General features: G+C 62.0%; 29 protein-coding genes. 15 read left to right on the top strand and 14 right to left on the bottom strand.

The features are described 5' to 3' along the window. Positions 1 to 72 precede the first annotated feature (72 nt). Together KGA98_RS18790 and hpaC are read right to left on the bottom strand one after the other, a co-directional pair. Positions 73 to 366 carry a DUF6124 family protein gene (locus KGA98_RS18790; protein WP_223503136.1) on the bottom strand — a complete coding sequence of 98 codons (294 nt, stop codon included), beginning with the start codon at positions 364 to 366 and terminating at the stop codon, positions 73 to 75. 476 nt (positions 367 to 842) lie between these two features. Continuing rightward, the gene (gene hpaC, locus KGA98_RS18785) at positions 843 to 1,352 is read right to left on the bottom strand and encodes a 4-hydroxyphenylacetate 3-monooxygenase, reductase component (RefSeq protein WP_057715405.1); all 510 of its coding nucleotides are present in this window, start codon (positions 1,350 to 1,352) and stop codon (positions 843 to 845) included. 258 nt (positions 1,353 to 1,610) lie between these two features. Here hpaC and KGA98_RS18780 point away from each other — a divergent pair, with 258 nt between their 5' ends. Continuing rightward, positions 1,611 to 2,240, top strand: coding sequence for a response regulator transcription factor (locus KGA98_RS18780; protein ID WP_223503134.1), 630 nt, complete (start codon positions 1,611 to 1,613; stop codon positions 2,238 to 2,240). Positions 2,241 to 2,361: 121 nt separating this feature from the next. On the opposite strand, the gene feaR is transcribed toward KGA98_RS18780, so the two are convergent. From feaR to KGA98_RS18735, 9 genes are all read right to left on the bottom strand, one after another. Next, positions 2,362 to 3,282 (bottom strand): transcriptional regulator FeaR, encoded by a 921-nt coding sequence (feaR, locus tag KGA98_RS18775; protein WP_223503133.1) that lies wholly within the window; start codon positions 3,280 to 3,282, stop codon positions 2,362 to 2,364. Positions 3,283 to 3,434: 152 nt separating this feature from the next. Beyond that, positions 3,435 to 4,385, bottom strand: coding sequence for a PDR/VanB family oxidoreductase (locus KGA98_RS18770; RefSeq protein WP_223503131.1), 951 nt, complete (start codon positions 4,383 to 4,385; stop codon positions 3,435 to 3,437). Positions 4,386 to 4,547: 162 nt separating this feature from the next. Then, on the bottom strand, positions 4,548 to 5,288 hold the full coding sequence (locus tag KGA98_RS18765) for an SDR family NAD(P)-dependent oxidoreductase (protein ID WP_223503129.1): 741 nt from the start codon (positions 5,286 to 5,288) through the stop codon (positions 4,548 to 4,550). 10 nt (positions 5,289 to 5,298) lie between these two features. Beyond that, entirely contained in the window at positions 5,299 to 5,799 is a 501-nt protein-coding gene (locus tag KGA98_RS18760; RefSeq protein WP_154862359.1) for an aromatic-ring-hydroxylating dioxygenase subunit beta, read from the bottom strand. Next, positions 5,796 to 7,079: an aromatic ring-hydroxylating oxygenase subunit alpha gene (locus KGA98_RS18755; protein ID WP_223503127.1), complete on the bottom strand. Its 1,284-nt coding sequence runs from the start codon at positions 7,077 to 7,079 to the stop codon at positions 5,796 to 5,798. The genes KGA98_RS18760 and KGA98_RS18755 overlap by 4 nt, the downstream gene beginning before the upstream one ends. A gap of 23 nt (positions 7,080 to 7,102) precedes the next feature. Further along, positions 7,103 to 8,227, bottom strand: a complete 1,125-nt coding sequence (locus KGA98_RS18750) for an amidase (RefSeq protein ID WP_223503125.1) — start codon at positions 8,225 to 8,227, stop codon at positions 7,103 to 7,105. Next, entirely contained in the window at positions 8,224 to 8,694 is a 471-nt protein-coding gene (locus tag KGA98_RS18745; protein ID WP_223503123.1) for a nuclear transport factor 2 family protein, read from the bottom strand. The genes KGA98_RS18750 and KGA98_RS18745 overlap by 4 nt, the downstream gene beginning before the upstream one ends. Positions 8,695 to 8,697: 3 nt before the next feature. Beyond that, positions 8,698 to 9,069 carry a hypothetical protein gene (locus KGA98_RS18740; RefSeq protein WP_057715413.1) on the bottom strand — a complete coding sequence of 124 codons (372 nt, stop codon included), beginning with the start codon at positions 9,067 to 9,069 and terminating at the stop codon, positions 8,698 to 8,700. A gap of 31 nt (positions 9,070 to 9,100) precedes the next feature. After that, positions 9,101 to 10,264, bottom strand: a complete 1,164-nt coding sequence (locus KGA98_RS18735) for an acyl-CoA dehydrogenase family protein (protein WP_223503121.1) — start codon at positions 10,262 to 10,264, stop codon at positions 9,101 to 9,103. A 339-nt stretch (positions 10,265 to 10,603) separates the two neighbouring features. Here KGA98_RS18735 and KGA98_RS18725 point away from each other — a divergent pair, with 339 nt between their 5' ends. The 8 genes from KGA98_RS18725 to KGA98_RS18690 all read left to right on the top strand — a co-directional run bounded on the left by KGA98_RS18725 (position 10,604) and on the right by KGA98_RS18690 (position 17,188). Beyond that, positions 10,604 to 12,085, top strand: a complete 1,482-nt coding sequence (locus KGA98_RS18725; RefSeq protein ID WP_223503119.1) for a sensor histidine kinase — start codon at positions 10,604 to 10,606, stop codon at positions 12,083 to 12,085. Positions 12,086 to 12,448: 363 nt separating this feature from the next. Continuing rightward, the gene (locus KGA98_RS18720; RefSeq protein ID WP_223503117.1) at positions 12,449 to 13,597 is read left to right on the top strand and encodes an amine dehydrogenase large subunit; all 1,149 of its coding nucleotides are present in this window, start codon (positions 12,449 to 12,451) and stop codon (positions 13,595 to 13,597) included. Between the two features lie 11 nt (positions 13,598 to 13,608). Beyond that, positions 13,609 to 14,148 (top strand): MauE/DoxX family redox-associated membrane protein, encoded by a 540-nt coding sequence (locus KGA98_RS18715; protein WP_223503115.1) that lies wholly within the window; start codon positions 13,609 to 13,611, stop codon positions 14,146 to 14,148. 5 nt (positions 14,149 to 14,153) lie between these two features. Next, positions 14,154 to 14,780: a methylamine dehydrogenase accessory protein MauD gene (gene mauD, locus KGA98_RS18710; protein WP_090454794.1), complete on the top strand. Its 627-nt coding sequence runs from the start codon at positions 14,154 to 14,156 to the stop codon at positions 14,778 to 14,780. 18 nt (positions 14,781 to 14,798) lie between these two features. Beyond that, complete coding sequence (locus KGA98_RS18705) at positions 14,799 to 15,320, top strand: methylamine dehydrogenase light chain (protein ID WP_008050506.1); 522 nt, start codon at positions 14,799 to 14,801, stop codon at positions 15,318 to 15,320. A gap of 223 nt (positions 15,321 to 15,543) precedes the next feature. After that, positions 15,544 to 16,065: a cytochrome C gene (locus KGA98_RS18700; RefSeq protein ID WP_223503113.1), complete on the top strand. Its 522-nt coding sequence runs from the start codon at positions 15,544 to 15,546 to the stop codon at positions 16,063 to 16,065. 121 nt (positions 16,066 to 16,186) lie between these two features. Next, a complete protein-coding gene (locus KGA98_RS18695; RefSeq protein ID WP_057715420.1) occupies positions 16,187 to 16,405 on the top strand; it encodes a DUF4287 domain-containing protein in 219 nt (72 codons plus the stop codon). A gap of 111 nt (positions 16,406 to 16,516) precedes the next feature. Further along, the gene (locus tag KGA98_RS18690) at positions 16,517 to 17,188 is read left to right on the top strand and encodes a class I SAM-dependent methyltransferase (RefSeq protein ID WP_223503111.1); all 672 of its coding nucleotides are present in this window, start codon (positions 16,517 to 16,519) and stop codon (positions 17,186 to 17,188) included. Between the two features lie 238 nt (positions 17,189 to 17,426). Here KGA98_RS18690 and metE read toward each other — a convergent pair whose 3' ends face one another. Next, complete coding sequence (gene metE, locus KGA98_RS18685; protein ID WP_223503108.1) at positions 17,427 to 19,715, bottom strand: 5-methyltetrahydropteroyltriglutamate--homocysteine S-methyltransferase; 2,289 nt, start codon at positions 19,713 to 19,715, stop codon at positions 17,427 to 17,429. Positions 19,716 to 19,842: 127 nt separating this feature from the next. On the opposite strand from metE, the gene KGA98_RS18680 reads away from it, so the two are divergent. The 6 genes from KGA98_RS18680 to KGA98_RS18655 all read left to right on the top strand — a co-directional run bounded on the left by KGA98_RS18680 (position 19,843) and on the right by KGA98_RS18655 (position 24,271). Then, positions 19,843 to 19,995, top strand: coding sequence for a hypothetical protein (locus tag KGA98_RS18680; RefSeq protein WP_223503106.1), 153 nt, complete (start codon positions 19,843 to 19,845; stop codon positions 19,993 to 19,995). Positions 19,996 to 20,138: 143 nt separating this feature from the next. Then, positions 20,139 to 21,122 carry a FecCD family ABC transporter permease gene (locus KGA98_RS18675; RefSeq protein ID WP_223503166.1) on the top strand — a complete coding sequence of 328 codons (984 nt, stop codon included), beginning with the start codon at positions 20,139 to 20,141 and terminating at the stop codon, positions 21,120 to 21,122. Continuing rightward, complete coding sequence (locus KGA98_RS18670; RefSeq protein ID WP_223503104.1) at positions 21,122 to 21,889, top strand: heme ABC transporter ATP-binding protein; 768 nt, start codon at positions 21,122 to 21,124, stop codon at positions 21,887 to 21,889. The genes KGA98_RS18675 and KGA98_RS18670 overlap by 1 nt, the downstream gene beginning before the upstream one ends. Before the next feature lie 52 nt (positions 21,890 to 21,941). Continuing rightward, complete coding sequence (locus tag KGA98_RS18665) at positions 21,942 to 22,826, top strand: ChaN family lipoprotein (protein ID WP_223503102.1); 885 nt, start codon at positions 21,942 to 21,944, stop codon at positions 22,824 to 22,826. A gap of 328 nt (positions 22,827 to 23,154) precedes the next feature. Continuing rightward, positions 23,155 to 23,760, top strand: a complete 606-nt coding sequence (locus tag KGA98_RS18660) for an SCO family protein (RefSeq protein WP_057715426.1) — start codon at positions 23,155 to 23,157, stop codon at positions 23,758 to 23,760. A gap of 1 nt (position 23,761) precedes the next feature. Further along, the gene (locus KGA98_RS18655) at positions 23,762 to 24,271 is read left to right on the top strand and encodes a copper chaperone PCu(A)C (RefSeq protein ID WP_223503100.1); all 510 of its coding nucleotides are present in this window, start codon (positions 23,762 to 23,764) and stop codon (positions 24,269 to 24,271) included. A gap of 156 nt (positions 24,272 to 24,427) precedes the next feature. Here KGA98_RS18655 and KGA98_RS18650 read toward each other — a convergent pair whose 3' ends face one another. Together KGA98_RS18650 and KGA98_RS18645 are read right to left on the bottom strand one after the other, a co-directional pair. Then, the gene (locus tag KGA98_RS18650) at positions 24,428 to 24,844 is read right to left on the bottom strand and encodes an organic hydroperoxide resistance protein (protein ID WP_223503098.1); all 417 of its coding nucleotides are present in this window, start codon (positions 24,842 to 24,844) and stop codon (positions 24,428 to 24,430) included. Between the two features lie 123 nt (positions 24,845 to 24,967). Next, positions 24,968 to 25,297, bottom strand: a complete 330-nt coding sequence (locus KGA98_RS18645) for a hypothetical protein (protein WP_223503096.1) — start codon at positions 25,295 to 25,297, stop codon at positions 24,968 to 24,970. Positions 25,298 to 25,399 lie beyond the last annotated feature (102 nt).

Below are 25,399 nucleotides of genomic sequence, written 5' to 3'. Positions count from 1 at the left end.
TCGCGAAGAGGCCCTCACAGCCAACATCAGTGATGGCTGACACGCTGCTTTCGCGGGCAACCCGGATCAGGCTCAAGACGGATCGAGACGATCCAGCGCCCTATTCACCGCCAACTCCCCCAGCATGATGACTTGCGCGATGCCCAGCAGGGTGTTGCGGTGCGTGCCTTGCAGAAAACCCGCCAGATCGTTGGCCATGACACTCGCCGAGGCCAGCGATTCGCAGGCGTGGGCCAGCAGGGTTTCGGTGTCGATGTCGGGGTTGATGGTGAACAATGTGGAGGGTTTGTGCGAGGTGGCCATGATGTGAGCGGCCGGGTTGGGGCAGGAATCGTTGTCTGGTGGATCAGGCGTAACCTTGAACATGATGTTCTTTTCCGTTGTGATGCAGCCACGCCGTCGCTGCTAAACGAGGGGGTGGCGGCTGTACGCAGGTTAGCAGACCGGGGAAAAGAAGAAAGCCGGCGCGCCCAAGGACGCCCTACGCACAGCCACCATCAAATGCAGGTATGGAATACCTGCCTGACGGACACTCGTACGACCTTCAAATACCACGGGCTGCTAAACCCGATCACTGGGAATCAGTGACGCGGACCAAGTTACCGATGGCCTCCAGGGCGCACAAGCCGGCGGATTCTGGCGTAGCTGTAGGCAATGACGCAAGGCGTTGTGGCTTGCAGGAAGTTACTCCTACAGCCGTTAAACATGCATTTCAGATTGATACCGCTTTCGCGAGCAAGCCCGCTCCCACAGGGGGGCTTCGTCGTACACAGTATTTGTGTTCACCGAAGATCTCCCTGTGGGAGCGGGCTTGCTCGCGAAGAACGATAACGCGGTCTATATCAAGCCGCGCTGGCATGCTCAACGCGATGAAACAACCGGTTGAAATACACCAGGCTGTCGCGTGGCTCGCGCACGCCCACCTTCGTCAGTTCCACGAACATCACCGAATGCGACCCCACTTCCTTGCACTCGCTGATCCGCCCTTCGAGCTGCACCAGGGCATCGCGCAGCACCGGCACATCGGCCGCGCCGTCGTCCCACAGGTCCCAGGCAAAACGCTCGGCCATCGGCACCTGGGTCATGCCGGCGAAATGACGGGCCAGTTCTTCCTGCTCGCCACACAGCACGTTGACACACAGATGGCCGTTGGTGCGGAACACGTCGTGGGTGGCGCTGTTGCGGTTGACGCACACCAGCACGGTGGGTGGCGAGTCGGTCACCGAGCACACGGCGCTGGCGGTGATGCCGCAACGACCGCCAGGGCCGTTGGTGGTGATGATGTTCACCGCGGCAGGCAGCTGCGCCATGGCGTTGCGAAAGTCGATTTGCTGCTGGCTCAGGTCGGCCATGTCGATGCCCCTTCCTTCAGGAGGACCGCTATCTTGCGGCCCGTAGGTGATGGAACAAGACTAAGGCTGCGGGCGCGCCGCAACCATTCTGACGATCCCCATGGCAGGGTTGGGTTTCCGCTAGTCGACTAGGTGGTTTCTTTATCGCAAGGGCCGGCCACAGTGGGTATTCTGCATACTGGCTCCACAAAGATGAGCCAATGCGTGCCGCACATTCCCGTGCGAAAACAATAATTAGAAAACTTCGTGGCAGCCCCGATGGAAATCCGAAAACCGATTGTTTATATCGTTGACGACGACAAGGACCTGCGAACCTCACTGGCCTGGTTGCTGGAGTCGGTGAGCGTGCAGGCGCAGTGCTTTGCCGGCGCCGAAGAGTTCCTCAGCCAGTACGACCCCAAGCAGCCCGCCTGCCTGGTGCTCGACGTGCGCATGCCGGAGACCAGCGGTTTCCAGTTGCAGGAAATCCTCAACCAGCGCGGCAGCACCCTGCCGACCATTTTCGTCTCGGCCCATGGCGATATTCCGATGTCGGTCACGGCGATGAAGAACGGCGCGCTGGATTTCGTTGAGAAGCCCTACAACCCGCAGCAGATGATCGACCGCATCCAGGCCGCGCTGAAGACCGCCGTGCACGCCCAGGCCGATCAGCAGCAGCGTCAGAACCTGCAAGGCAAGCTGGCACTGCTGACCAGCCGTGAGCGGGAAGTGTTGATGCTGGTGATCGATGGCAAGGCCAGCAAGGTGATTGCCCGGGAGCTCAACATCAGCGTGAAGACCGTTGATGTGCACCGCACCAAGATCAAGGAAAAGATGGGTGTGTCCAGCATCGCCATGCTGGTGCGCGAGGTGCTGCATTTACCGACTGAAGAGCCGGTGCGGCACTGAGTTATCTGCGGTGGTCATGAGACCGCTTTCGCGAGCAAGCCCGCTCCCACATTGGATCTGCGTCGTACACAGAGCCAATGTGGGAGCGGGCTTGCTCGCGAAGGGGCCAGCAAATACAACATCAATTGTGGCTATACCGCTTGCGATAAGCCCCTGGCGACACACCAAAGCGCGATTTGAACGCCGACGAGAAGTAGCTCGAATCCGAGAAGCCCCAGGCATAACACAGTGCCGATAGCTTCTGCTCGACATCGGCGCGGCGCAGGTTTTCGGCGCAGAAATCCAGGCGGCGGTGCTTGATGTATTGCGCCACCACCAGGCCGCGCTTGGAGAACATCCGGTACAGGCCGCGCACGGAAATCCCGACTTCACGGGCGATCAGCTCGGGGCACAGTTCTTCGTCGCTGAGGTGGGCGTCGATGAAGGCGATGATCTTGCGGAACTGCCGCTCATGGGCGTCTGCACCGCCGTCCCGGGCGCTGATGCCCGGCAGCAACAGGCTGGCCAGGGCATCGAGCACGGCCTCGCTTTCCTGCATGTCCAGCCCTTCCTGCTGGCGGGTGTCCAGCACCAGCTTGTTGGCCATCGCCGCCAGGGGGCTGCCGGCCGCGATGCGCGTGGCGCAGTTGACGGTATTCAAGTGCGAACCCCGCTCGACCACCTGGCGCGGAAGAATCAGCGACAGCTGTCGGCAATCGTCGTTGTAGATCATGTCGCTCGGACGGCTGGCGTCGATCAGGGCAATGTCGCCACAGCCCAGTTGCGCGCGGTTGTCGCCCTGCTCCAGTTGCGAGCTGCCGCGCATCTGGAACACCGCGTAGTAGTGGCCGTCGCTGCTGGTGCTGACGTCCTTGCTGGTGCGGTACAAATGCACGTGCGCCATGTCGACCACACTCAGGTTGATCGCACCGCTGCGAAATTCCGCCAGTTCGCCGTAGAAATCGGTGTCCAGCGCCCGGGCATCGAAACGCCCACAGGCCTGGTTCACCTGGCTCAACCAACTTTCGAACGCCTCGTTGCGCACCGTCGATGCTGTAATCATGTCCGCAAAGCCTCACGTTTTTGTTGTTATTTTTCGACCGCTTCATCGAGCGGTTCGTCAAAACGGTTATTTCTGTAGCCATCTCCTCCTTCGACGGCCGCCGGGCGCCCATTCAACAGGCTCCGGCCCAAGCTTTCCAGTCGACCTACGGGTTAAATGTCCAATACCAGACGAGCGGAAAGCGCCCGTGATACACACGCGCAAATCTGCTTGTTGGACGCCTTTTCCTTGTTCGACAGGCAGTTGTCGCGGTGCTCCGGCACGCCGTCCAGTACCTCGACGATGCAGGTGCCGCAGATGCCTTCGCGGCACTCGGTGTCGATATCGCAACCGTGGGCCTGAAGTACGTCGACCAGGCTGGCGTTTGCCGGCACTTGCAGCACCACGCCGGAACTGGCCAGCTCCACCTCGAACGTGCCGGCCGGGGCGCTGTTGGCGGCCGGGTCTGCGGCAAAGTGTTCAAGGTGAATCGAATCGTCAGAGCGACTGCGGGACGCTACTTCCACCACTTTGTTCATGAAAGGTGCCGGGCCGCAGGTGTAGACGTGGGCGGCGCTGCCGGCATGCGCCAGGCATTCGCTCAACGCGCCGTCCAGATCCGCCGGCTCCACGCCGTAATGAAATTCCACGTGGTCGGCGAATTTCGTCGCCAACAGCTCTGTAAACGCTGCGTACTGCGCCGAACGGGCGAAGTAATGCAAACGATACGGCTGGCCGCTTTCCGCCAGTCGATAAGCCATGCTCAACAGCGGCGTCACGCCGATACCGGCGGCGAACAGCACGTGTTCGCGGCCACTGTCATCGAGACGGAACAGGTTGCGCGGCGCGCCCATTTCCAGCTCCATGCCCTCTTCCACTTGCTCGTGCAGCGCCAGCGAACCACCGCGCGACTGCGCTTCTTTCTTCACCGCCACCAGATACGCACGGCGGTCCTGCGGCGGGCTGCACAGCGAATACTGACGGGTCACCCCGGTCGGCCCGGTGAGGTCGACGTGGGCACCCGGTTCATAGGTGTCGAGCGGCTGGCCGTCACTGCGCACGAGGCGAAAGGAACGGATATCCAGCGCTTCGTCGACGATCCTTTCGATCTTCACCTTCATCATTGCATCACCTGAATACTGTTGTTTTGGTTTACTGCACCTTGTAGGAGCGAGCCTGCTCGCGATGAACCTGAGAACAACACGGGGTGTCAGGTTTCCAGCGTCATCGTTGACGATCATCGCGAGTGAGCTCGCCCCTACAGGGTGGGGGCATTTTTCTGCAGCTCAGCGCATGAACAGGCCGCCGTTGATGTCCAGGCACGCTCCGGTTACGGAGGTGGCGTGATCGGCGATCAACAGCAACACGCTGTCGGCGATGAACGTTGGGTCACCGAGGGTGCCGGCCGGGATCATTTTCAGGATCTGTTCCAGACGCTCCGGAGCCACGGTTTCGCGTACCACCGGCAAGTCCAGCGGACCTGGCGAGATGCTGTTGACCGTCACGCCCTGGGGCGCCAGTTCACGGGCGAAGACCTTGGTCAGGGTCGCCACGCCCCCCTTGGCCGCCGCGTAATGCGCACCGGTGGCGGTGCCGCCGTTCTGCCCGGCCAGGGACGCAATGTTGACGATGCGACCGAAGCCGCGCTCGGCAAAGTGCGCGCCGAATACCTGGCAGGCCACGAAGGTGCCGCGCAGGTTGATCGCCATCGACTCGTCGAATTCTTCTGGTGTGATGTCCATCAGCGCGGCGACTTTCGACACACCGGCGTTGTTCACCAGAATGTCGGTGCCGCCCCAGCGCTCGGCGAGCACATCGCGGGCACGTTGAAAGTCGGCCTTGCTGCGCACATCCAGTTCAATGGCCACGGCGCTGGCGCCGCTGCCATCGAGTTCCAAAGCCAGTTGCTGCACGCCATCGAGGCGCACATCCGCCAGGCCGACGCGATAACCGGCTGCGTGCAGACGGCGGGCGATGCATTCGCCCAGTCCGCGCGAGGCACCCGTTACGAGGGCTACTCGACTCATGATGTTGCCCTCACAAAAGGAAGCCGAGCGCGCTCAGGCTGTCGGTGGAGTTGATCAGGCGCACCACTTTTCGCTCCAGGGTCGGCACGCCGTCGGTGAAGCGGATACGGTGGTTCAGGTCGGCCACGAACGGCGTGTGCACGCCGCGTTTGTAGGCGTACAGCAGCTGCGCCGAATTGACTTCGACGATGTCGCCGGCCGCTTCCACCAGGCGGAAACGCGAGATCGTGCGGATGGTTTTAGCCGCGTCCACCGCCGACGGCGAGTAGCCGGCGGTCAGGCGTTCGATGCGCAGGTCACGCATGCGCGCATCGTCGTAGGCGTAGTTGAGGGTCGCTTCGAAATCTTCGGTGTCCGGGTCGATCGGCACGATGTACTTGCCGCTTTCGCTCCACAAGGTTGCCCATTCGGCGTAGTTCTTGTGGTCGAGCAGTTCGGCTTCGCGCCAGATGAACTCGATGGCCTGGGCCAAGGGACCTGCAAAACCGTTCAGGGTGTCGTGATTGCTCATTGGCTCATCATCCTTTTCCACATGTCGTAGGCACCGCGCATGCCGCCTTCGTCGGTGGCGTGGCTGACCTTGTCGCCGTTTTCAGCGGTGATTTCGCGGTTCAGGCCGCGGTTGACCAGAATTGGGGCATCGACGCCGGCGTACGAGCCGCGCTGCACGCGGTCCCAGGCTTCGGCATCGTCAGGGCTGCCGAAACCGAACGGGCCCTGGAAGTGTTCGTGGATGCGCATGCGTTCGCGGTTGGCGACTTCCGGGCCGCCGTCCATGCCGAGGGCCACGTGGCGGATCTCGGTTTCGGTGACCGACACCGGGCGCAGCACGCGGAAGAACGACATCGACATCGCCACGTTGGGGAACAGGTTCAGGTTGAAACCGGCGCCGTGCAGCGAGCGCACGATGCGACGGACCTGATCGGCCGGCAGGGTCTTCGACAGTTCTTCGGTCACATGGGCGAAGCGCTCCTGCAACTGCTCGGTGCCGTCGTCGTGATCGAGGTCGACGTGCTCCGGCACCATCACCATCACGCTGTGGCCGTTGCCCAGGGAGTGGGTCACGGCTTGTTCGTCGGTCATGAACGAGAGCATTTCCGAGGTTTCTTCATCCACCGACGACATGAACGACTTGTGCACGATCGGGAAGTGGTAACCGTCGGTGGTGTTTTCCAGCTGGATCTTCCAGTTGCCCTTGAAGCTGAACTTGTGTTCGCCCTGGGTCTTGATCGGGTAGCCGGCGCCCTGCTTCATGAACAGGTCCATCCAGTGTTTCGCGCCGCCGAGGAAGTCTTCCAGCGGTTCGATCTCGTCGTTGTAGCTGGCGAACACCATGCCGGCGTAGCTTTCGACGCGCAGGCTGGTCAGCGGCAATTCCGACTTTTCCAGAATGCCTTCGTAGCCGTCCGGATACGGCAGCGCACGCAGCTTGCCGTCCAGGCCATAGGACCAGCTGTGGTACGGGCAGGTGAAACCGGTGGCGTTGCCCTTGTGCTTCTCGCACACGGTGGCGCCACGGTGGCGGCAACGGTTTTCCAGCACGTTGATGTTGTTCTTCTTGTCGCGCACCACAATCACCGGGCGGCGGCCGATGGTGGCGGTCTTGAAGTCGCCGCTATTGCGCACTTCGCTTTCGTGGGCAACCCACACCCAGGTGCGGTAGAAAATCTTGTCCAGCTCGGCTTCGAACAGCGCCGGGTCGTTGTACAGCGAGACGTCGACGCGGTCGTGCCGGACCAGGTCTTCGGGGCTTTTCGACGTTGCGATCAGCTGATATTCATGAGTGCTCATGCGGTTCTCCTCATGGCTTCTTTTTATGATTGAGTGGTAGAGGCTTGCAGCTGCGCACCAAAGGCGCAGACCAGTTCGTCCTGACCTTTGCGGCCAACGATTTGCAGGCCGACTTTCAGCCCGCCGCAATCGAGTTCCACCGGCACCGTCAGCGCGGGGTGACCACTGAGGTTGAAAGGCCGCACCAGCGGGGTCATGCCGGCCACGGCCTTGCTGCCGGCGCGGGCTTCGCTGAGGGTTGGCGGCAGGGTCGGCAGTGTCGGCAACAGCAACACGGCGAAGTCTTCCAGCGCTGCATCCACCTGTTGGGTGAACCGCGTGCGCACGGCGCAGGCATCGGCCAGCTCTTCGCGCGTGGTGCGGCTGGCCGCCAGCAAGCGTGTTTCCACATCGGCGCCGATCAGGCCCTTGCCGGTCAGGTGGCCGAACGCCGCCCAGTTTTCGAAATTGATCACGGTCAGGCCGGCGGCAAATGCTGCTTCGAATTCGCTCAGGTGCAGGTTGCTGCGACGCCATCCGGCGCGGTCCGCGGCGGCACCCAGGCCGGCTTGCAGGTGCGAATCACAGGCCACCTCGAGAAAGCCGACCCTGGCGCCGTCGCCTGGCAGCCCTTGAGCGGTAAAGCCCGGGCAGATCACCTGCATCGCGGCGATCAGGTCGTCCATGCTTTTGGCGAACGGCCCGACGCAATCGAGGCTCGATTCCAGTGGATGCGCACCGACACGGCTGACCCGGCCGTAAGTCGGCTTGAGCCCGGCAATCCCGCAGCACGCTGCCGGCACCCGCACCGAACCACCGGTGTCGGTACCGATGGCGACGTCCGCCAGGCCTGCCGCGACCGCCGAAGCCGAACCGCTGGACGAGCCGCCAGGCACACGATCCGGCGCTTGCGGATTGATCGGAGTGCCGGTCCAGTCGTTGATGCCGGTCACGCCGAACGCCAGTTCATGCAGGTTGGTCTTGCCGACGATCTGCCAGCCAGCATCGAGGATCGCATCGACCACCTCGGCGTTTTGCGTCGCCGCCGGTGCATCGGCGAACGCACGGCTGCCTGAGCGGGTCGGATGGCCGGCGATGTCGATGGAGTCCTTGATGGCGACGCGCTTGCCGTTGCCACCGAGGAGGAATTCGCTGATGAAGGTACTCATGCGCCCAGCTCCTGGTTGAACAAGCGTTGCGTGCGGAAATGCGCGATCAGCCAGACGCCGTCGACACAACGGAAATCGATGTTCAAGCGAGTGCCGAACAATTCGTTGCGACCATCGGCGTAGGTGGAAATCTGCTGCATGATCCACTGCCCCTGCGCCACCTTGCCGTCGACCACGATCGACTCGCTGGTGAGGTAGTGCAGGTTCAGCTTGAAGTGGTCGGACGGCGGCAAGTAACCGCCGACAAACGCCGCCACCGCCTCACGTCCACGGTGTTGACCGAAGGTCTGCGCGGTCTGGGTGCCGAGGCCTTCCCAGACCGCATCCTCGGTGAACAACTGCGCCAACTGGTCGAGATGAATCGCCGCCCGCGGCACATCGCACAGGTCCATGTAGTGCGCCATCAAACGGCGCACTGCGCTTTCCCCTTCGAGCGTCGCCAGACGCTGCAGCAAGGCCTCGTTCATGGCTTACACCTTGGCCGCGTCAGGAATGGTCAGCGGACGACCGATGCGCGCTTCGATCTTGGCGTAGCGCCACAGGCTGTATTGGCCGACCGGTGTGGTGCGGAACAGGTTGCAGGCGTCGATCACCGACTGGTGGCAGTCGACGTCGGCCATGATGTACACGGTCCAGGGCGAGGTGGTGGACGGGCCGACCATCAGGCGGTCGTCATCCATCGCGCCGAGCACGGTGATGCCGGGCATCGCGCCAAGGTCACCCATCATCTGGCTGAAGCCTTTCCACACGCTCAGGCCTTCGCCGGTGGGCAGGTCGAAAAAGTTCTGGGTGATGCCGATGCAGAAGACGACGCGCAATGGCTCTTGGGTGGTTTGCGACATGGGTGCGGTTCCTTGAAAAAGTAATGGGGATTCAGATGTAGCCCGGGAACGGCGGTACGCCGAGGAACACCGAGCCGGCGCCGTCGTACAGGCCTTCGCTGAGGAAGGCGTGCTGGGTCACCACCATCGAGTCACGCAAGTAGCGTTGCAGCGGATGGCGCAGGTAAATGGCGGTGGTGCCGGCCAGGCTGTAGGCGCTCTGCACCACCTCGGCACCGGCCTGGGACACATGAATGGCCGACAGGCGCAACAGGCTGGTCTGCTCCGGCGTGACCGGGTTACCGGCCAGGATCGAGTTCCACACCTGCTCGGTGGCGTTGTAGAAGAAACCGCGCGCGGCGCTGAGCTTGGCTTCAGCCTTGGCGATCTCGATGCGCACGTAAGCGCGGTCGGACAATTTCGGCGCGCCGGTGATTCCGCTGCCACCCGCCATGCGGCTGATTTCGTCCAGCGCGGCACGGGCCAGTCCGAGGTTGACCACCGCCAGCACTTGCGCGGCGTAGGCGATCGATGGATAGCGGAACAGCGGCTCGTCGATGGTCGAGGCACCGCCGCGGATGAACGTCCAGCGCTCGTCAACGCGTTTATCGGTCACTCGCAGGTCATGGCTGCCGGTGCCTTTGAGGCCGACCACTTCCCAGTTCTCGACGATGTCTACCTGCTCCGGGCGGAACACAGCGGTGCGCGGCTTGCCGCCAGCGGCGCCGATGCCAACGCCCAACAGGTCTGCGCCTTTGCAGCCACTGGCGAATTTCCAGGTGCCGCTGACCTGATAGCCGCCTTCTACGGCCTCGGCCGATTGCAAGGGGAACAGGCCGCCAGCGAACACCAGGTCAGGGCTTTCGGCGTAGAGTTCAGCGAGGGTTTCCCGTGGTAAAGCAGCCAGGTAGACACCGGCGCTGCCGAAGCTGGCCACCCAGCCCGCCGAGCCGTCGGCTTCGGAGATGCGTTCGATCATTTGCAGGAACAGGTGCGGTGCCAGGGCGTCGCCACCGAAGCATTTCGGCGTGGCGGCACGGTAGATGCCCACTTGTTTGAAGCGCTCGATCATGTCCCGTGGCACGTGGGAGCCAGCGTCGAATTCTTCGCGGCGCCGGCGCACTTCATCCAGTACCTGCGCAAAGGCCTGGCTGTCGACGACATTCTCGTCAACGCCGATCGATGCGTCTTGTTGCGCAACCGCTGAACGCAGCATGGGCATTCTCCGTTTTGTTTATTGTTAGTGGGGTGACACGCATGCCCCGTTGTAGGAGCGAGCCTGCTCGCGATGGTCGTCAACGATGACGCTGGAAACCTGGCACCCCGTGGCGCTCTCAGGTTCATCGCGAGCAGGCTCGCTCCTACAGGGAATCGGTGTGGTCACCCTTGCATTGCGGTCCAGTGTAAAAACCGCATCCAGCCGCCACTATTGGTGCGTGCAGCCCCCTCGCTAAAGAAAACCCCTAGACCCACACCGGTAACCTCTGAGCGCATCCCGCTGTGCGAGCAGGTATAAAACGCCATACTGCAAATCTCTGCCGCCAGGGGCCGTGCGATGTACCAGCCAAAACAGAACGACTTTTATGCGCTGATCGAAGCCATGCCGCTGTGCATCATTCTTCATGACGCGCACACCAAGGAAATTCTCTGGGCCAACGCCGCTGCCCTGGCGGCGTTGGGCTTTACCCTGGAAGAACTGACGCCGCTGAAGGCCTCCGACATGACCCGCGATGCGCCGAAATACCGGCGTTCCATAGGTTTGCGCTGGCTCGAAAGGGCCGCGCGCACCGGGCAACGGACCATCGAGTGGTGCTATCGCTCCAAGCAAGGGGTGGAGATTCTTTCCGAGGCGGTGGCGACCCTGGTGCACCTGGACGATCGCGATGTGTTGATGGTGCAGTTCCGTGACATTTCCAAAGAGGACAAGGTCAAGCGCGACCTCAAGCGTTTCGAGAGCCGGCTCAAGGCCTTCATGCAGGACCTGGCCGAAGGTGTGGCGGTGCTCGGCCCCGAGGGCGATATAGGTTTTATCAGCGACTCCGGCGCGCACCTGCTCGACAGCGAAGTGCACCAGCTGATGGGCGAGAACTTCCTGGCCTGGTGCGACGACGCTTCGCGTCAGCGCTTGTTGCAACAGTTCGCCCATGAAACGCCGGAGCACACGCCGTTCAACGTGCACTACAAGGTGCAGCGCCGGAACGGCGAATGGCGCTGGCATGACGCAACTTGTCGCTACATCGAGATCGAGGACGATCTGGTCGGCCATCTGCTGCTGTTCCGCGACGTGACCGAGCAGGTGCAGGCCGAAGAGGCGCGGCGAGTCAGCGAGCAGAAGCTCGAGTACCTGGCGCGCTACAACGCCATGGGCGAAATGGCCGTGGCCATCGCCCACGAGCTGAGCCAGCCATTGGCGGCGACCCGCAACTTTATTGAAGGCGCAGTGATTCGCCTGGGCAACACGGGGGAAACCGATCAAGGCGTCGCCTGGGGCTTGCAGAGCGCCGTGCGGCAAATCGAGCATGCCTCGGTGATCATCAAGAGCGTGCGCGATTACGTGGTCAAGCTGGAGCAGACTGAAGAGCTGGTCGACCTTAATGAGCTGCTGCGCGAAACCCGCTACTTCATCAGCCTGCGCGCCGATCCGAGCCGGGTACGCGTGGAAATCGTCGCCGCGTCCGAACCGCTGCGGGTGAGTTGCGAGAAGGTGCTGATCGGCCAGGTGATCCTCAACCTGGCCTTCAACGCCATTGAAGAAATGGCCGACCTGCCCACTGAACGACGCCTGTTGCGTATCCACGCCAGTCGCGAGAACGATGTGGCCCTGGTGCGCATCGAAGACTGCGGTCGCGGCATCCAGGCCCAGGCGCAGGAGAAGCTGTTCGACGGCTTTTTCTCGTCCAAGGTCAGCGGCAACGGCATCGGCCTGGCGCTGTGCAAGAACATCATCGGCCGCCACCGTGGCGATATCTGGGCGCAAAACCTGGAGCCGTGCGGCGCGGTGTTTACCTTCTCCCTTCCCCTCGCCAATCCCGCCTGACCTGCACCACTACTGTGGTCTGACATACACAAATCCTGTGGCGAGGGGGCTTGCCCCCGTTCGGTTGCACAGCAGCCGCAAAACCTGCTGGCACGGTGTGACTGGCAAATGCTGGGGCCGCTTCGCGACCCAAAGGGGGCAAGCCCCCTCGCCACAAATGCAGCTTCGCCCTTCCCACCTCTGACACCAGTCAACCCCCCGCCTTATCAGATTGTGCAGCCAGTTTCATGACACTGGCACAGACACACAAACACTTGGCAGGCAGGGCAATTCTCCCGATCTCGGGGCACGGCAGAATCAAAGGGTAAAAATCTGCCAAAGCACCCGCGATCCGCGTTACCAACAATTCAGGAAGTTCCCCTTATGCGAACAAACAGGATCTCCGTACAGTCAGCGCTAGGCCTGAGCCTGCTTGTACTCGGTTTGAACAGTGCCCACGCGGATCTGCCCGCCGGTACGATTGGCCAGACCGTTCTGGCGTTCCCACCCGAAGCTCACCGCGCGTTTGTCATCGACGTCGAGTTCGACAGCTTTGTCGCTGGCCGCGTGACTGTGGTCGACCCGGACCAGAAGCGCATCCTCGGCATGGTGCCGACCGGTTTCGCAGCGCCGTCGACCCTCAGTCACGACAAAAAAACCATCTACAGTGCGGATATCTGGTATTCCCGGGGCACTCGCGGCACCCGCACCGACGTGCTCACCGCGTGGGACAGCTCGACCCTGTCGCCGGCCTGGGAAGTGCTGATTCCGAACAAGCGCGCCGAATCGCTGACCCAGCGTTATGCGCTCAAGCCAAGCGGCGACGACAAGTTCGTCTACGTCTACAACTTCACCCCGTCGACGTCGGTGACCGTGGTCGATACCCAGACCAAGACGGTTGCCACGGAAATCGCCATCCCCGGTTGCGTGCTCAACTACCCGGTCGGTAACCGCCGCTTCGCCTCGCTGTGCGGCGACGGCAGCCTGCAAGTGGTGACCCTCAACGATCAGGGCCAGGAAACCGCGCGCAGCCGCACGCCGTTCTTTGATCCGAACGCGGAAAAACTGGTAGAGCGCGCCGTCAACGTCGGCGACACCTACTACTTCACCACCACGACCGACACCGTACGCCCGGTGGATTTCGCCGGTGATGCGCCGAAGGTCCTGCCGTCCTGGTCGCTGGTTTCCGACGAAGACAAGAAGGCCGGCTGGGCGCCGGGTGGCTGGCAGATGATGGCCGTGGCGCCGAAGCTGGACCGCCTGTACGTGCTGATGCACGACGCCCACGAACCGATGAAGTGGGAAGACCCGAGCCCGCTGATCTGGGCGTTTGACCTCAAGACCCACAAGAAGGTGGCGACTCTGGAAGCCCCGGTTCCGGTGTGGAGCATGCAGGCAACCGGCGACGACAAGCCGTTGTTGCTCGGCACCGACGTGGAAGGCGGTTTGCAGATTTTCGATCTGAAGACCAACAAGCTCACCGGCAGCATGCCGAAAGTCGCCAAAACCGCGACTCAGGTCCTGAGCTACTAAGAGGTTCGGCCATGCACACAGATCCGATCTTCATCATTGCCAGCGCCATCGCCATCGCGGTGTTGCTGGCCAGCGCCGCGACCCACAAGTTGCGCGCGCCGGCCCGCTTCGCCCGGCAACTGGCGGACTATCAGCTGCTGCCCGAGACGCTGGTGCGCCCGACGGCACGGTTGGTGCCACTGTTGGAACTGGCCATTGCCTTTGCCCTGCTGGTGCCGGTCAGCCGTGGTTACGCCGCGTTGAGCGCCGCCAGCCTGTTGGCCCTGTACGCCGCCGCCATCGGCATCAACCTGTGGCGCGGTCGCGCGGACATCGACTGCGGTTGCGCCGGTCCCGACCAGGCACAGCCGCTGCGTCCGGTGCTGCTGGCACGTAACAGCGCACTGATGGCGCTGGCGCTGGTGGCCAGCGTGGCGCCGGTTGCCCGCGACCTCAACCTGTTCGATGGGTTCGTGACCCTGGCTGCCGCCGCGGTTGCGCTGCTCATCTACGCCGCCGCCGATGGGCTGCTGGCGAACTCCCCTCTTCTGCTCAAATTGATTGGTAGGTAATCGAAATGGAAGGCTTGATTGTTTCCAACGTTCTGCTCTGGGTGCTGCTGGTGGCCGTGGCGTTTGTCGTCATGGGCCTGGTGCGGCAGATCGGCGTGCTGCACGGTCGTCTCGCCCCGGCTGGCGCGCTGATGGTCGACAAAGGGGTGGCGGTCAATGAACCCGCGCCGCAAGTCACCGCCAGCGACCGTCACGGTCGTCCGGTGAACTTCGGTTACGCCGGCGAGAAATCGCAACTGCTGTTCTTCCTCTCGCCGACCTGCCCGATCTGCAAGTCGCTGCTGCCAGCGATCAAATCCATCGCCAAGGAGCAATCGGACCGCCTCGATGTGGTGTTCGTCAGCGATGGCGACATGGACGCCCAGCAAGCGCTGATCCGCGAACACAAACTTGAAGACGCCACCTATGTGGTCGGTCCGGAAGTGGGCATGACCTACCAGATCGGCAAGCTGCCGTACGCCGCGCTGATCGACAAGGCCGGCACCCTGCGCGCCAAAGGCCTGGTCAACTCCCGCGAGCACCTGGACAGCCTGTTCGAAGTCGAGCATTTGAAGCACGCCACGTTGCAGCAATACCTCAATGCCCAACCGCACACCCACGATCACGACCACAGCCACGGCCATAGCCACTGATAAGGCAGGGAGACCTTTATGAAACTGCTGGATCTGTTGTTTGAGCGTTCGTCCCGCCGTGTCGCCGACACCACTTCACGCCGCAAACTGCTGGCACGCATGGGTTCGCTGATGGTGGCCGGTGCCGCCCTGCCCCTGCTGTTGCCGCTGGATCGCACCAGCAAGGCCCTGGCCGCGGAGCCTGCGCAGGCCGGCGACCCGGGTGATCCGAACAGCTGCGACTACTGGCGCTACTGCTCCATCGACGGCTTTCTGTGCAGCTGCTGCGGTGGGTCGGTGACGTCCTGCCCACCGGGCACCGAAGCCTCGCAAGTGACCTGGATCGGCACCTGCCGCAACCCGGCCGACGGCAAGGACTACATCATTTCGTACAACGACTGCTGCGGTAAGCAAAGCTGCGCCCAGTGCGCCTGTACCCGTAACGACAGTGAAGAACCGGCCTACCGCCCGTTCAACAACAACGATGTGAACTGGTGCCTGGCCGCCAAATCGCACATCTACCACTGCACCGTTTCGGTCATCCGCGGCGTCGCCGTTTAAAGAACGCGCTTTGCGCCGGTTGCTCGCGCAATCGGCGCTTTTTTTCTGTGGCTGCTTTTCTTTTTTTACTGCTTTGTGTGTGTACCTGTAGGAGCGAGCTTGCTCGCGAAGAACTCAAGGGCGACGCGTTAAACCAGATAGCCCGCGTTATCGTTGACGTCCTTCGCGAGCAAGCTCGCTCCTACAACAGGTGCCAAACCGGTCATCAGCGGAGTTGGATTACATGCGTAGTTTGATATTGCTCGGTCTCGTCTGCGCCCTGAGCGCCCCGCTCGCTTTCGCCCGGGCCATTCCCGACCCGGCGCAGAGCCATGCGCCGGGCAACGAAGACGTTCAAACCCCGATTGCCCAGGCCGGTTACAGTGTCGGCGTGAACTACCAGCTGCAATGCGCCGGTTGCCACCTGGGCGACGGCACGGGTTCGGCCGCCAACGACACGCCACGGATGAAAGGTTTCGTCGGTAACTTCCTGAAAGTGCCCGGTGGCCGCGAATTCCTCGTGCGGGTGCCGGGCATGTCACAGTCAGCGCTGAACAACGCACAACTGGCGGACCTGCTCAACTGGCTGTTGCGCGAAGACGGCATGGCGGGTAGCAGCATGCCGGCCGATTATCAGCCTTACACCGCTGAAGAAGTCATGGCGTTGCGCGCCAGGACCATGCTCAACCTGCCCGGCACCCGTGGCGAGTTGATCAAGGCCATGCGTGCCCAAGGCATCGCGATCGATGACGGGATGAATGACTGAGAACAATTTGCCCCGCCCCGCTTCAACATCAACCGCCCGGACGATGGACGCGTTGACGGCAAATAAGTAACGTAACCGGTGCTGTTTTCGAACCTGGAAAATCGAAAAGGGAGTTTGCATCGTGACCGAAGAGACAAAAACCAAAGGACCGGCTTCGTACTTCCCGTCCATTGAAAAGAAGTACGGGCAGCCGATCAGCCATTGGCTGGACCTGCTCAAGTCTGTCAGCGACAAGAAACACATGGAGATGGTGGCCTGGCTCAAAACCGAACACGGAATGGGTCATGGTCACGCCAATGCGCTGGTTGCCTATCATCTGGCAGCCACCAAAAGCGCCTAGCCACCGGTCCATCCTTTGCTGTGCTATCGGTGGTGCCGGGTAAAACCGGCTCCACCGTAAGTCTTCTGTTGCCCTATCCTTTCATCCAACCCATCACGCCGGACATCGACCATGTCAGCCCCCGAATCCGCCCTCCTCGACAGCTGGCACCACAACGCCCGGGCCTGGATCGACGCCATACGCAGCGGCACCATCGAAAGCCGCCTCAAGGTCACCGACCAGGCCATCCTGCTGGCGGTGCTGGGTCGCCAGCCCGAACGTGTGCTCGACCTGGGTTGCGGTGAAGGCTGGTTGTTGCGTGCGCTGGCAGACCGGGCCATCGATGCGGCCGGTGTGGATGGCGATGCGACGCTGGTGGAGGCGGCGCGGACGGCCGGCACTGCGCGGGTGCATTTGGCGAGCTATGAACAACTGGCTGAAGCGAAAGTCGACATCGGCCGCGACTACAACCTGATCTGCGCCAACTTCGCCCTGCTGCATCAGGACATCATCCCCCTGCTCGCCGCCATGAACACCCTGCTCGCCCCGGGTGGCGCGCTGCTGATCCAGACGCTGCACCCGTGGGCGGCTGCGGCGGGCGACTACCAGGATGGCTGGCGGGAAGAGAACTTCTCTGGCTTCAAGGGGCAGTGGCAGCCCATGCCATGGTATTTCCGCACCCTGTCCAGTTGGCTGAATGCACTGGACATGGCCGGCTTTGCATTGGCCGGCCTGCAGGAGCCACAGCACCCGCAAAGCCCCGTACCGCAGTCATTGCTGTTGGTGGCCGAGCCACGGCGCTGAGTGGCTTTAATATCGCACACAGCTCTTGCAACCGCCGAACATCCCTGTGGGAGCGGGCTTGCTCGCGAAGAGGCCGGCACATTCAATATCAATGTCGCCTGACACTCCGCCATCGCGAGCAAGCTCGCTCCCACAGGTTCAGCGGCTGTACGCAACATCTGCGAACCACCCCAATCACTGTGGGAGCGAGCTTGCTCGCGATGAGGCCACAGGTTTCAGTGGTGCACTCAATACAGCGTCAGGCCCACTCTTTACGCAGCTGACGCGCAGCGTTGACCATGTGCACCAGCGCCGCTTCGGTTTCCGGCCAACCGCGGGTCTTCAGGCCGCAGTCCGGGTTGACCCACAGGCGGTCGGCGGGAATACGCTTGGCGGCCTTGCGCAGCAGGTTGGCCATTTCCGAAGAGTCCGGCACCCTTGGCGAGTGGATGTCATACACGCCCGGGCCGATTTCGTTCGGGTAGGCGAAGGCTTCGAACGCGTCCAGCAGTTCCATGTCCGAGCGCGAGGTTTCGATGGTGATCACGTCGGCATCCATGGCGGCGATGGACTCGATCACATCGTTGAACTCGCTGTAGCACATGTGGGTGTGGATCTGGGTTTCGTCGCGCACACCGGAGGCGCACAGGCGGAACACTTCGGTCGCCCAGTCCAGGTAGGGCTGCCACTGCGCCTGGCGCAACGGCAGGCCTTCGCGGAACGCGGCTTCGTCGATCTGCACGATCTTGATCCCGGCGGCTTCCAGGTCCACCACTTCATCACGGATCGCCAGGGCCAGTTGACGAGCCTGCACTTCGCGGGTCACGTCTTCACGAGGGAACGACCACATCAGCATGGTTACGGGACCGGTCAGCATGCCCTTCATCACCTTGTCGGTGAGGCCCTGGGCGTAGCGAATCCACTCCACGGTCATGGCTTTCGGACGGCTCAGGTCACCGAAGATCACCGCCGGTTTCACGCAACGCGAGCCGTAGCTCTGGACCCAGCCGAAACGGGTGAACACATAGCCGTCAAGTTGCTCGGCGAAGTATTCGACCATGTCGTTACGCTCGGCTTCACCATGCACCAGCACGTCCAGGCCCAGGTTTTCCTGCACTTGCACGGCGTGACGGATCTCACTGTGCATCGCTTCGGTGTATTCGGCTTCGGTCAGCTTGCCTTGCTTGAACGACTGGCGAGCCAGACGGATCGACGCGGTTTGCGGGAACGAACCGATGGTGGTGGTCGGGAACAGCGGCAGGTTCAGGTCGGCGCGCTGTTTCTCGATACGCTGGGCAAACAGCGAATGACGCTGGCTGTCCTTGGCGGTGATGGCGGCCACTCGCGCCTGCACGGCCGGTTTGTGGATGCGTGGCGAGGCAGCACGGCTGGCCTGCACGGCGCGGCTTTGGGTCAGCGCTTCAAGCACCTTCGGCGCTTCCGGCTCGTTGACGGCCTGAGCCAGCACCGCGACTTCTTCACACTTCTGCACGGCAAACGCCAGCCAGCTTTTCAGTTCGGCATCGAGCTTGTCTTCACGCTCCAGATCAACCGGGCTGTGCAGCAGAGAGCAGGATGGCGCGATCCACAGCCGATCACCCAGACGCTCATGAGCATGCTGCAGGGTGGCCAACGCGTTTTCCAGGTCGCAGCGCCAGACGTTACGGCCGTTGACCAGGCCCAGCGACAGCACTTTGTAGGCCGGCAGGCGATCGAGGATGGTCGGGTACTGCTCAGGCGCACGCACCAGATCTATGTGCAGGCCGTCCACCGGCAGGTTGGCGGCCAGGCCCAGGTTTTCTTCCAGCCCACCGAAGTACGTGGCGACCAGTTTCTTCAACGGGTCACGCTGAATCAGGTTGTAGGCCCGCTCAAATGCGTTTTTCCAGTCCTGCGGCAGGTCGAGCACCAGGATCGGCTCGTCGATTTGCACCCACTCGACGCCCTGTGCCGCCAGGCGCTGGAAGATCTGGCCGTACAACGGCAACAGACGATCCAGCAGCTCCAGCTTGTCGAATTCGACACCCTTGGCCTTGCCCAGCCACAGGTAAGTCAGTGGGCCGATGATCACCGGCTTGACGTTGTGCCCCAGTGCGCGGGCTTCCTCGACTTCTTCGAACAACTGGTCCCAGCCGAGCTGGAACTGCTGATCGGCGCTGAACTCAGGGACAAGGTAGTGATAGTTGGTGTCGAACCACTTGGTCATTTCCTGGGCATGCGCGCCGCCGCAGCAGCTGTCGCTCACACCGCGCGCCATGCCGAACAGGGTTTGCAGGCTGGCCTTGCCATCGTTCGGGCGGAATCGCTCAGGGATCACTCCGAACATCAACGAGTGGGTCAGGACCTGGTCGTACCAGGCGAAGTCGCCGACCGGCAGCAACTCGATGCCGGCCTTTTTCTGCAAGTCCCAGTGGGTCTTGCGCAGGTCGCGGCCCACGGTGCGCAGACCGGCTTCGTCGAGTTCGCCCTTCCAGAACGCCTCTTGAGCCTTTTTCAGTTCGCGGTCGCGACCAATGCGCGGAAAACCAAGGGAATGGGCCACAGCCATGTCAAATAACTCCAATGCGTTCGATGGGAGCCATTGTCGACAGTGTCAGCGAGTGAGACAAACTCATTTTAATCGTGATGATCACAAGTTCTTCTCATGATCCGAAGCACTGCGCATCTGGTGCTGGATGGACATCTGGTTCAAGGCGCTCGCCCCGATGTCCAACCTGCGCCTGAAAACCTCTGGCATGACCGAACCGTGGCGTGTGCGTAAGCCGCGCGTCAATGGCATCATCACCCGCTACGAAAGTTTCGATACCCGCCCCCCTCTGATCGGCTAAGGAATAGTCCCGATGCGTATCAAAACACTGCCGGCCTGTGCCACGACGCCCTGCCCGGACGCCAATGCACAGACCGCCGGGATCAGCCCATGACGGCCATTTTTCGGCCGCGTCCGACGTTGATCTTTTTGCTGCTGTTGCTGGTGCTGGTGTTCTGGCTGTCCCTGGCCCTCGGACCGGTCAGCCTGCCCCTGGGCGATACCTTGCTGGGCGGGATGCGTCTGCTCGGGTTGCCACTTGACGGTGGTGACACGCAGCAGGCGGAGTTGATCCTCGGGCAGATTCGCCTGCCGCGCAGCTTGCTCGGCATCGCCGTGGGGTCGGTACTGGCGTTGTCCGGCGTGGCGATGCAGGGGTTGTTCCGCAATCCCTTGGCCGATCCGGGTCTGGTCGGTGTGTCCGGCGGTGCTGCGCTCGGTGCCGCCCTTGCCATCGTCGGCGGCAGCCTGCTCGGGGGCTTGCCGCCTGTGATCGAACCCTACTTGCTGTCGGTGAGCGCCTTCGTCGGGGGCTTGATCGTCACGGCGGTGGTGTATCGCTTCGGTCGCCGCAACGGGCAAACCGACGTTGCCACCATGCTCTTGGCGGGCGTGGCGATGACGGCCATGACCGGTGCCGGGGTCGGGCTGTTCACCTACCTGGCCGACGATGCCACCTTGCGCACCCTGACGTTCTGGAACCTGGGCAGCCTCAACGGTGCCAGTTACCCGCGTTTGTGGCCGTTGCTGATCGTCACCCTGGGCGTGGCGTTGTGGTTGCCCCGCAGGGCGGCGGCGCTCAATGCATTGCTGCTGGGTGAATCGGAGGCCCGTCACCTGGGTTTTGACATCGAGCGGATCAAGCTTGAGCTGGTGTTGTGCACGGCGCTCGGCGTCGGCGCGGCAGTCGCGGCGGCCGGACTGATCGGTTTCATCGGCCTGGTGGTGCCGCATCTGATGCGCCTGCTGGTCGGCCCGGATCACCGGGTGTTGCTGCCCGCGTCGTTGCTGGCCGGTGCCAGCCTGCTGTTGCTGGCCGATCTGGCGGCGCGTTTGTTGTTGGCGCCAGCCGAATTGCCAATCGGTATCGTGACTGCACTGATCGGCGCTCCGTTCTTTCTTTATCTGCTGGTGCGAGGACGCTCCTGATGCTGCGGGCAAACAACCTGCTGGTACGCCGTGGCAAGCGCACGGTGCTGACCAACATCGATATCGAGTTGCGCCCCGGTGAAGTGCTGGGTGTGCTGGGGCCGAACGGCGCCGGCAAAAGCACCCTGCTCGCCGCTTTGTGTGGTGAGCTGGCGACCAGTGAAGGCAGGGTCAGCCTCGACGAGCGTCCACTCGCCGACTGGCCGGGACAGGAACGGGCCAAGCGCCTGGCCGTGCTGCCGCAGAGTTCGAGCCTGAGCTTTGCGTTTTCGGTCAATGAAATCGTCGGCATGGGTCGCTTGCCTCACGCCAGCGGCCGCGTGCGCGATGCCGAAATCGTCGACGAGGCGCTCAAAGCCGCCGATGCGCTTCATCTTGCCGGACGCAGCTACCTGGCCCTGTCCGGCGGTGAACGCCAGCGCGTGCATCTGGCGCGGGTGCTCGCTCAGCTCTGGCCGGGTGCCGAAGGGCAAACCCTGCTGCTCGATGAACCGACGTCGATGCTCGATCCGCTGCATCAGCACACCATTTTGCAAGCCGTGCGTGACTTCGCCGAGCGCGGGGTCGCCGTGCTGGTGATTCTGCACGACCTCAATCTGGCCGCCCGTTACTGCGATCAACTACTGTTGTTGCATCAGGGCCTGCCCCACGCCTACGGTCCACCGGCAGACGTGCTGACCACCGAAGCGATGGCGGCGGTGTATGGACTACAAGTGCTGATTCACCAGCACCCGGAACGCGGCCACCCGCTGATCATCGCGCGCTGATGCCGCTCCCTCTTCTGTCATCGAGGGGGCACCTGTCCAATAAGGAAAACCGATGCGCTTTCTGTTGCTCTGTGCATTCAGCCTGTTGGCTGCCTGCCAAATCCATCAGGTCACACCACTGCCGGCGCCGATCGCCCCGCACGGCCGTGATCACGCCGACCTCGGAGTCATCCGTGAACTCGCCACGGGCCGTACGCTGACGCCGCAAGAACTTGTCCAACGCCTGGCCGTTGTGCCTCGGGTATTGGTCGGTGAACAGCACGACAACCCGGACCACCACGCCCTGCAATTGTGGCTGCTGCGCGAACTGGCGACACAACGCCCCCAGGGCAGCCTGCTGATGGAGATGCTCAACCCCGATCAACAGGCCAGGGTCGATGCCGCGCAAGCCGTGACCCGCGCGGGCCAGCCACCGGCCGATGCGTTCACGGCGCTGGCCTGGCAGGCCAATTGGGACTGGAGTGTTTATGGCGCACTCGTCACCTACGCGCTGCGGCAACCGTATCCGCTGCTGGCGGCGAACCTGGACCGCGCGCAGATCATGCAGATCTACAAACAGCGCCCGGTACTTACGGGGCAAGCGTCCACCACCCAACAGGTGCGGGCGACCTTGCTGGATGACATCCGCCAATCCCATTGCGGCCTGCTGCCCGAAGCGCAGATGCCGGCAATGCTCGCCGTGCAACAACAGCGTGACCGGCGCATGGCCGAGCGCCTGATGGCCGCGCCGACGCCGGCGTTGCTGCTGGCCGGTGCCTTCCACGTGCGCAAGGATCTGGGGGTGCCACTGCACCTGAAGGACCTCGGTGCCGGTGAAGGGAATGCGGTGCTGATCCTGGCCGAAGCGGGCAAGACCGTGACCGCCGAGAATGCGGATTACGTGTGGTACACCGCCGCACAACCGGAACAGGATCATTGCGCGCAATTGCGTCGCTGAACCCGACCGAAACATTGTGGCGAGGGGGCTTGCCTGTGGCGAGGGGGCTTGCCCCCGTTGGGTCGCGCAGCGACCCTGAACCCTGCAATCGCGGTTACTCAGACAAACCGCATTGCCTGGATTGGGACTACTTCGTAGTCCAACGGGGGCAAGCCCCCTCGCCACAGGTGTCGGCTTGCCGGCGCGACACTATGTCACGCCTCCCCGTCGGTCCAATGGTCGTATCCGCCCCTCCGACACCGGCACAGTTTGTTAACATCCCCGCGATTTTTTCGTCTGTACAGTCATCACGCTGTCATTTCAGCCTGTTCAACAGGATGCTTTTTTCATGAGTACTTTGTATACCCGCCGGACTGTCCTGCAAGGCATGGGCCTGTTGAGCCTGGGCCTGCTCGCCGGTTGCGACGACAGCAGCAAGCTGTCGTTCAACTACGGCAAGGACCTCAGCGACAAGATCATGGGGCGTAACTTCAAGCTCAAGAACCCTGAAGGCGAAACCAGGATGCTGGGCAGCTATCGCGGCCTGATGCCGATGGTGTTCTTCGGTTTCACCCAATGCCCGGCCGTGTGCCCGACCACCCTGGCCCGCGCCGCGCAGGCCAAGAAGCTGATGGGACGCGATGGCGAAAGGCTGCAGGTTATCTTCATCACCCTGGACCCTGAACGCGACACGCCAGAGTTGCTGGACCAGTACGTCAAGGCGTTCGACCCGAGTTTCGAAGCCCTGTACGGCACGCTTGAAGAAACCGCCGCCACCGCCAAGGAATTCGGCGTGTTCTTTGAGAAGGTCCCGAGCGGCGATACCTATACCCTCTCCCATACCGCGACCAGTTTTGTCTTCGACTCCCGGGGCAATCTGCGCCTGGGGCTGTCCGCGTCCCTGACGGCCAAAGAGTGCGCAGAAGACCTGCTCACCGTGATGGAGGTTTGCTGAAATGAATGCCCCGCAAGCTAAAAACCGCTTCGTGCAAGGTTGCAAGCAACTGGCACTGGGCTTGTCCCTGGTCGGCTTGGCCTTTCAGGTATCGGCACAAACCCGGGTCGACGACGCCTGGGTCCGCGCCACCGTGGCCGGCCAGCCGTCGAGCGGCGCCTTCATGACCGTCACCGCCAGCAGCGACAGCAAGTTGCTGAGCGTGCAAACGCCGGTTGCCAAGCTAGTGCAGATTCATGAAATGAGCATGAAAGACGACGTGATGAAAATGCAGCAGGTGCCGTCCGTTGCGCTGCCAGCCGGCAAGCCGGTGAGCTTCAATCCCAACGGCTATCACATCATGCTGATGAATCTCACAGGTCAGATCAAGGAAGGCGACAAGGTGCCACTGACCCTAACCGTGGAAGACGCCAAGGGCGAGAAAGAGTCGATTCAGGTTGAAGCCGTTGCCAAGGCGATTAACACCATGGATCACAGCAAGATGATGCATGATCACAGCAAGATGAATTGATTGCTCCGTCAGTTAAAACACAGAGCCTGTGGGAGCGAGTTTGCTCGCGATGAGGCAGGAACATTCGACATCGATGTCGCCTGACACTCCGCCATCGCGAGCAAGCTCGCTCCCACAGTTTGATCTTCAGTGAATACGAGTCCTTTTCACGTCAACTCAAACGAGCCTGAGCACAACGTTGATATTGTTGCGCGTGGCTTTCGAGTACGGGCAGTACTGGTGCCCGGTGTCGACGATTTTTTGTGCGGTTTCACGGTCCAGCCCCGGCAGGCTGACATTGAGCCGCGCCTGCAGCAGATAGCCGCCTTCATTGGTGCCCAAATCAACCTCGGCATCGACGGCCACATCCTTGGGCAACGCCACTTTCATTTCCCTGGCTGCAACTTGCATGGCGCCGATGAAACAGGCGGACCACCCGGCAGCGAACAGTTGCTCCGGATTGGTTCCACCGCCACCCGCGCCCGGGGACGACAGCTTCACATCGAGGATACCGTCGGAGCTGCGGGACGCGCCGTCACGCCCGCCGGTGGTGTGGGTTTGGGCGGTGTACAACACTTTATCGATCTGGCTCATGGTGACCTCCTGATTGAGTTGTAAGAAACCGGTTTTACACCCCATCGGGTCGCTGGGATGGTCAATCAATATAGTCGTCGCAGCCCCGCACCGCGGTCGATCCGACCAGCGCCCCCTTCTACTTTATTTACGCGCCAACTTGTACCTGACGCAGTCCTCATAAAAGCTCTGGCGTACAGCAGTCGGTTTGAATCGCGACGGACTGTCATAAGTTTGCTCTGTAATGCCAAGTGCCATCATGCGCATCCAGGATTTTGTAAACTTGTAGACCTGGATTTTTTGGCGTGCGGCGTACAGAGAAACGCCTGAAAGCTTGAGCTCCTGTGCCCTTGCGGCGGTTCCCGCCCCCCAACTGCACATGTATTGATCATGGGTGGCCAGTTCTTTGGCTTGAGCCGAATGGGCTACACCCGCAATAACTAACGGAATTAACGCGATCCATGTCTTGCGCATCTTGACCTATTTAACTGGCTGAAAATGAACTAATTTTGCTGAGGATTTTTAAACTTGGGGGCCAGCATCGTGCCTTTTTTGCAAATTAATGCGAAAACGAGA

Source organism: Pseudomonas sp. BF-R-24, from assembly GCF_019947335.1.
In the GTDB taxonomy this organism is placed as follows: Bacteria; Pseudomonadota; Gammaproteobacteria; order Pseudomonadales; family Pseudomonadaceae; genus Aquipseudomonas; species Aquipseudomonas jessenii.
The sequence above is the reverse complement of the archived record's forward strand: the minus strand, read 5'-3'. Positions and strand labels throughout refer to the sequence as shown.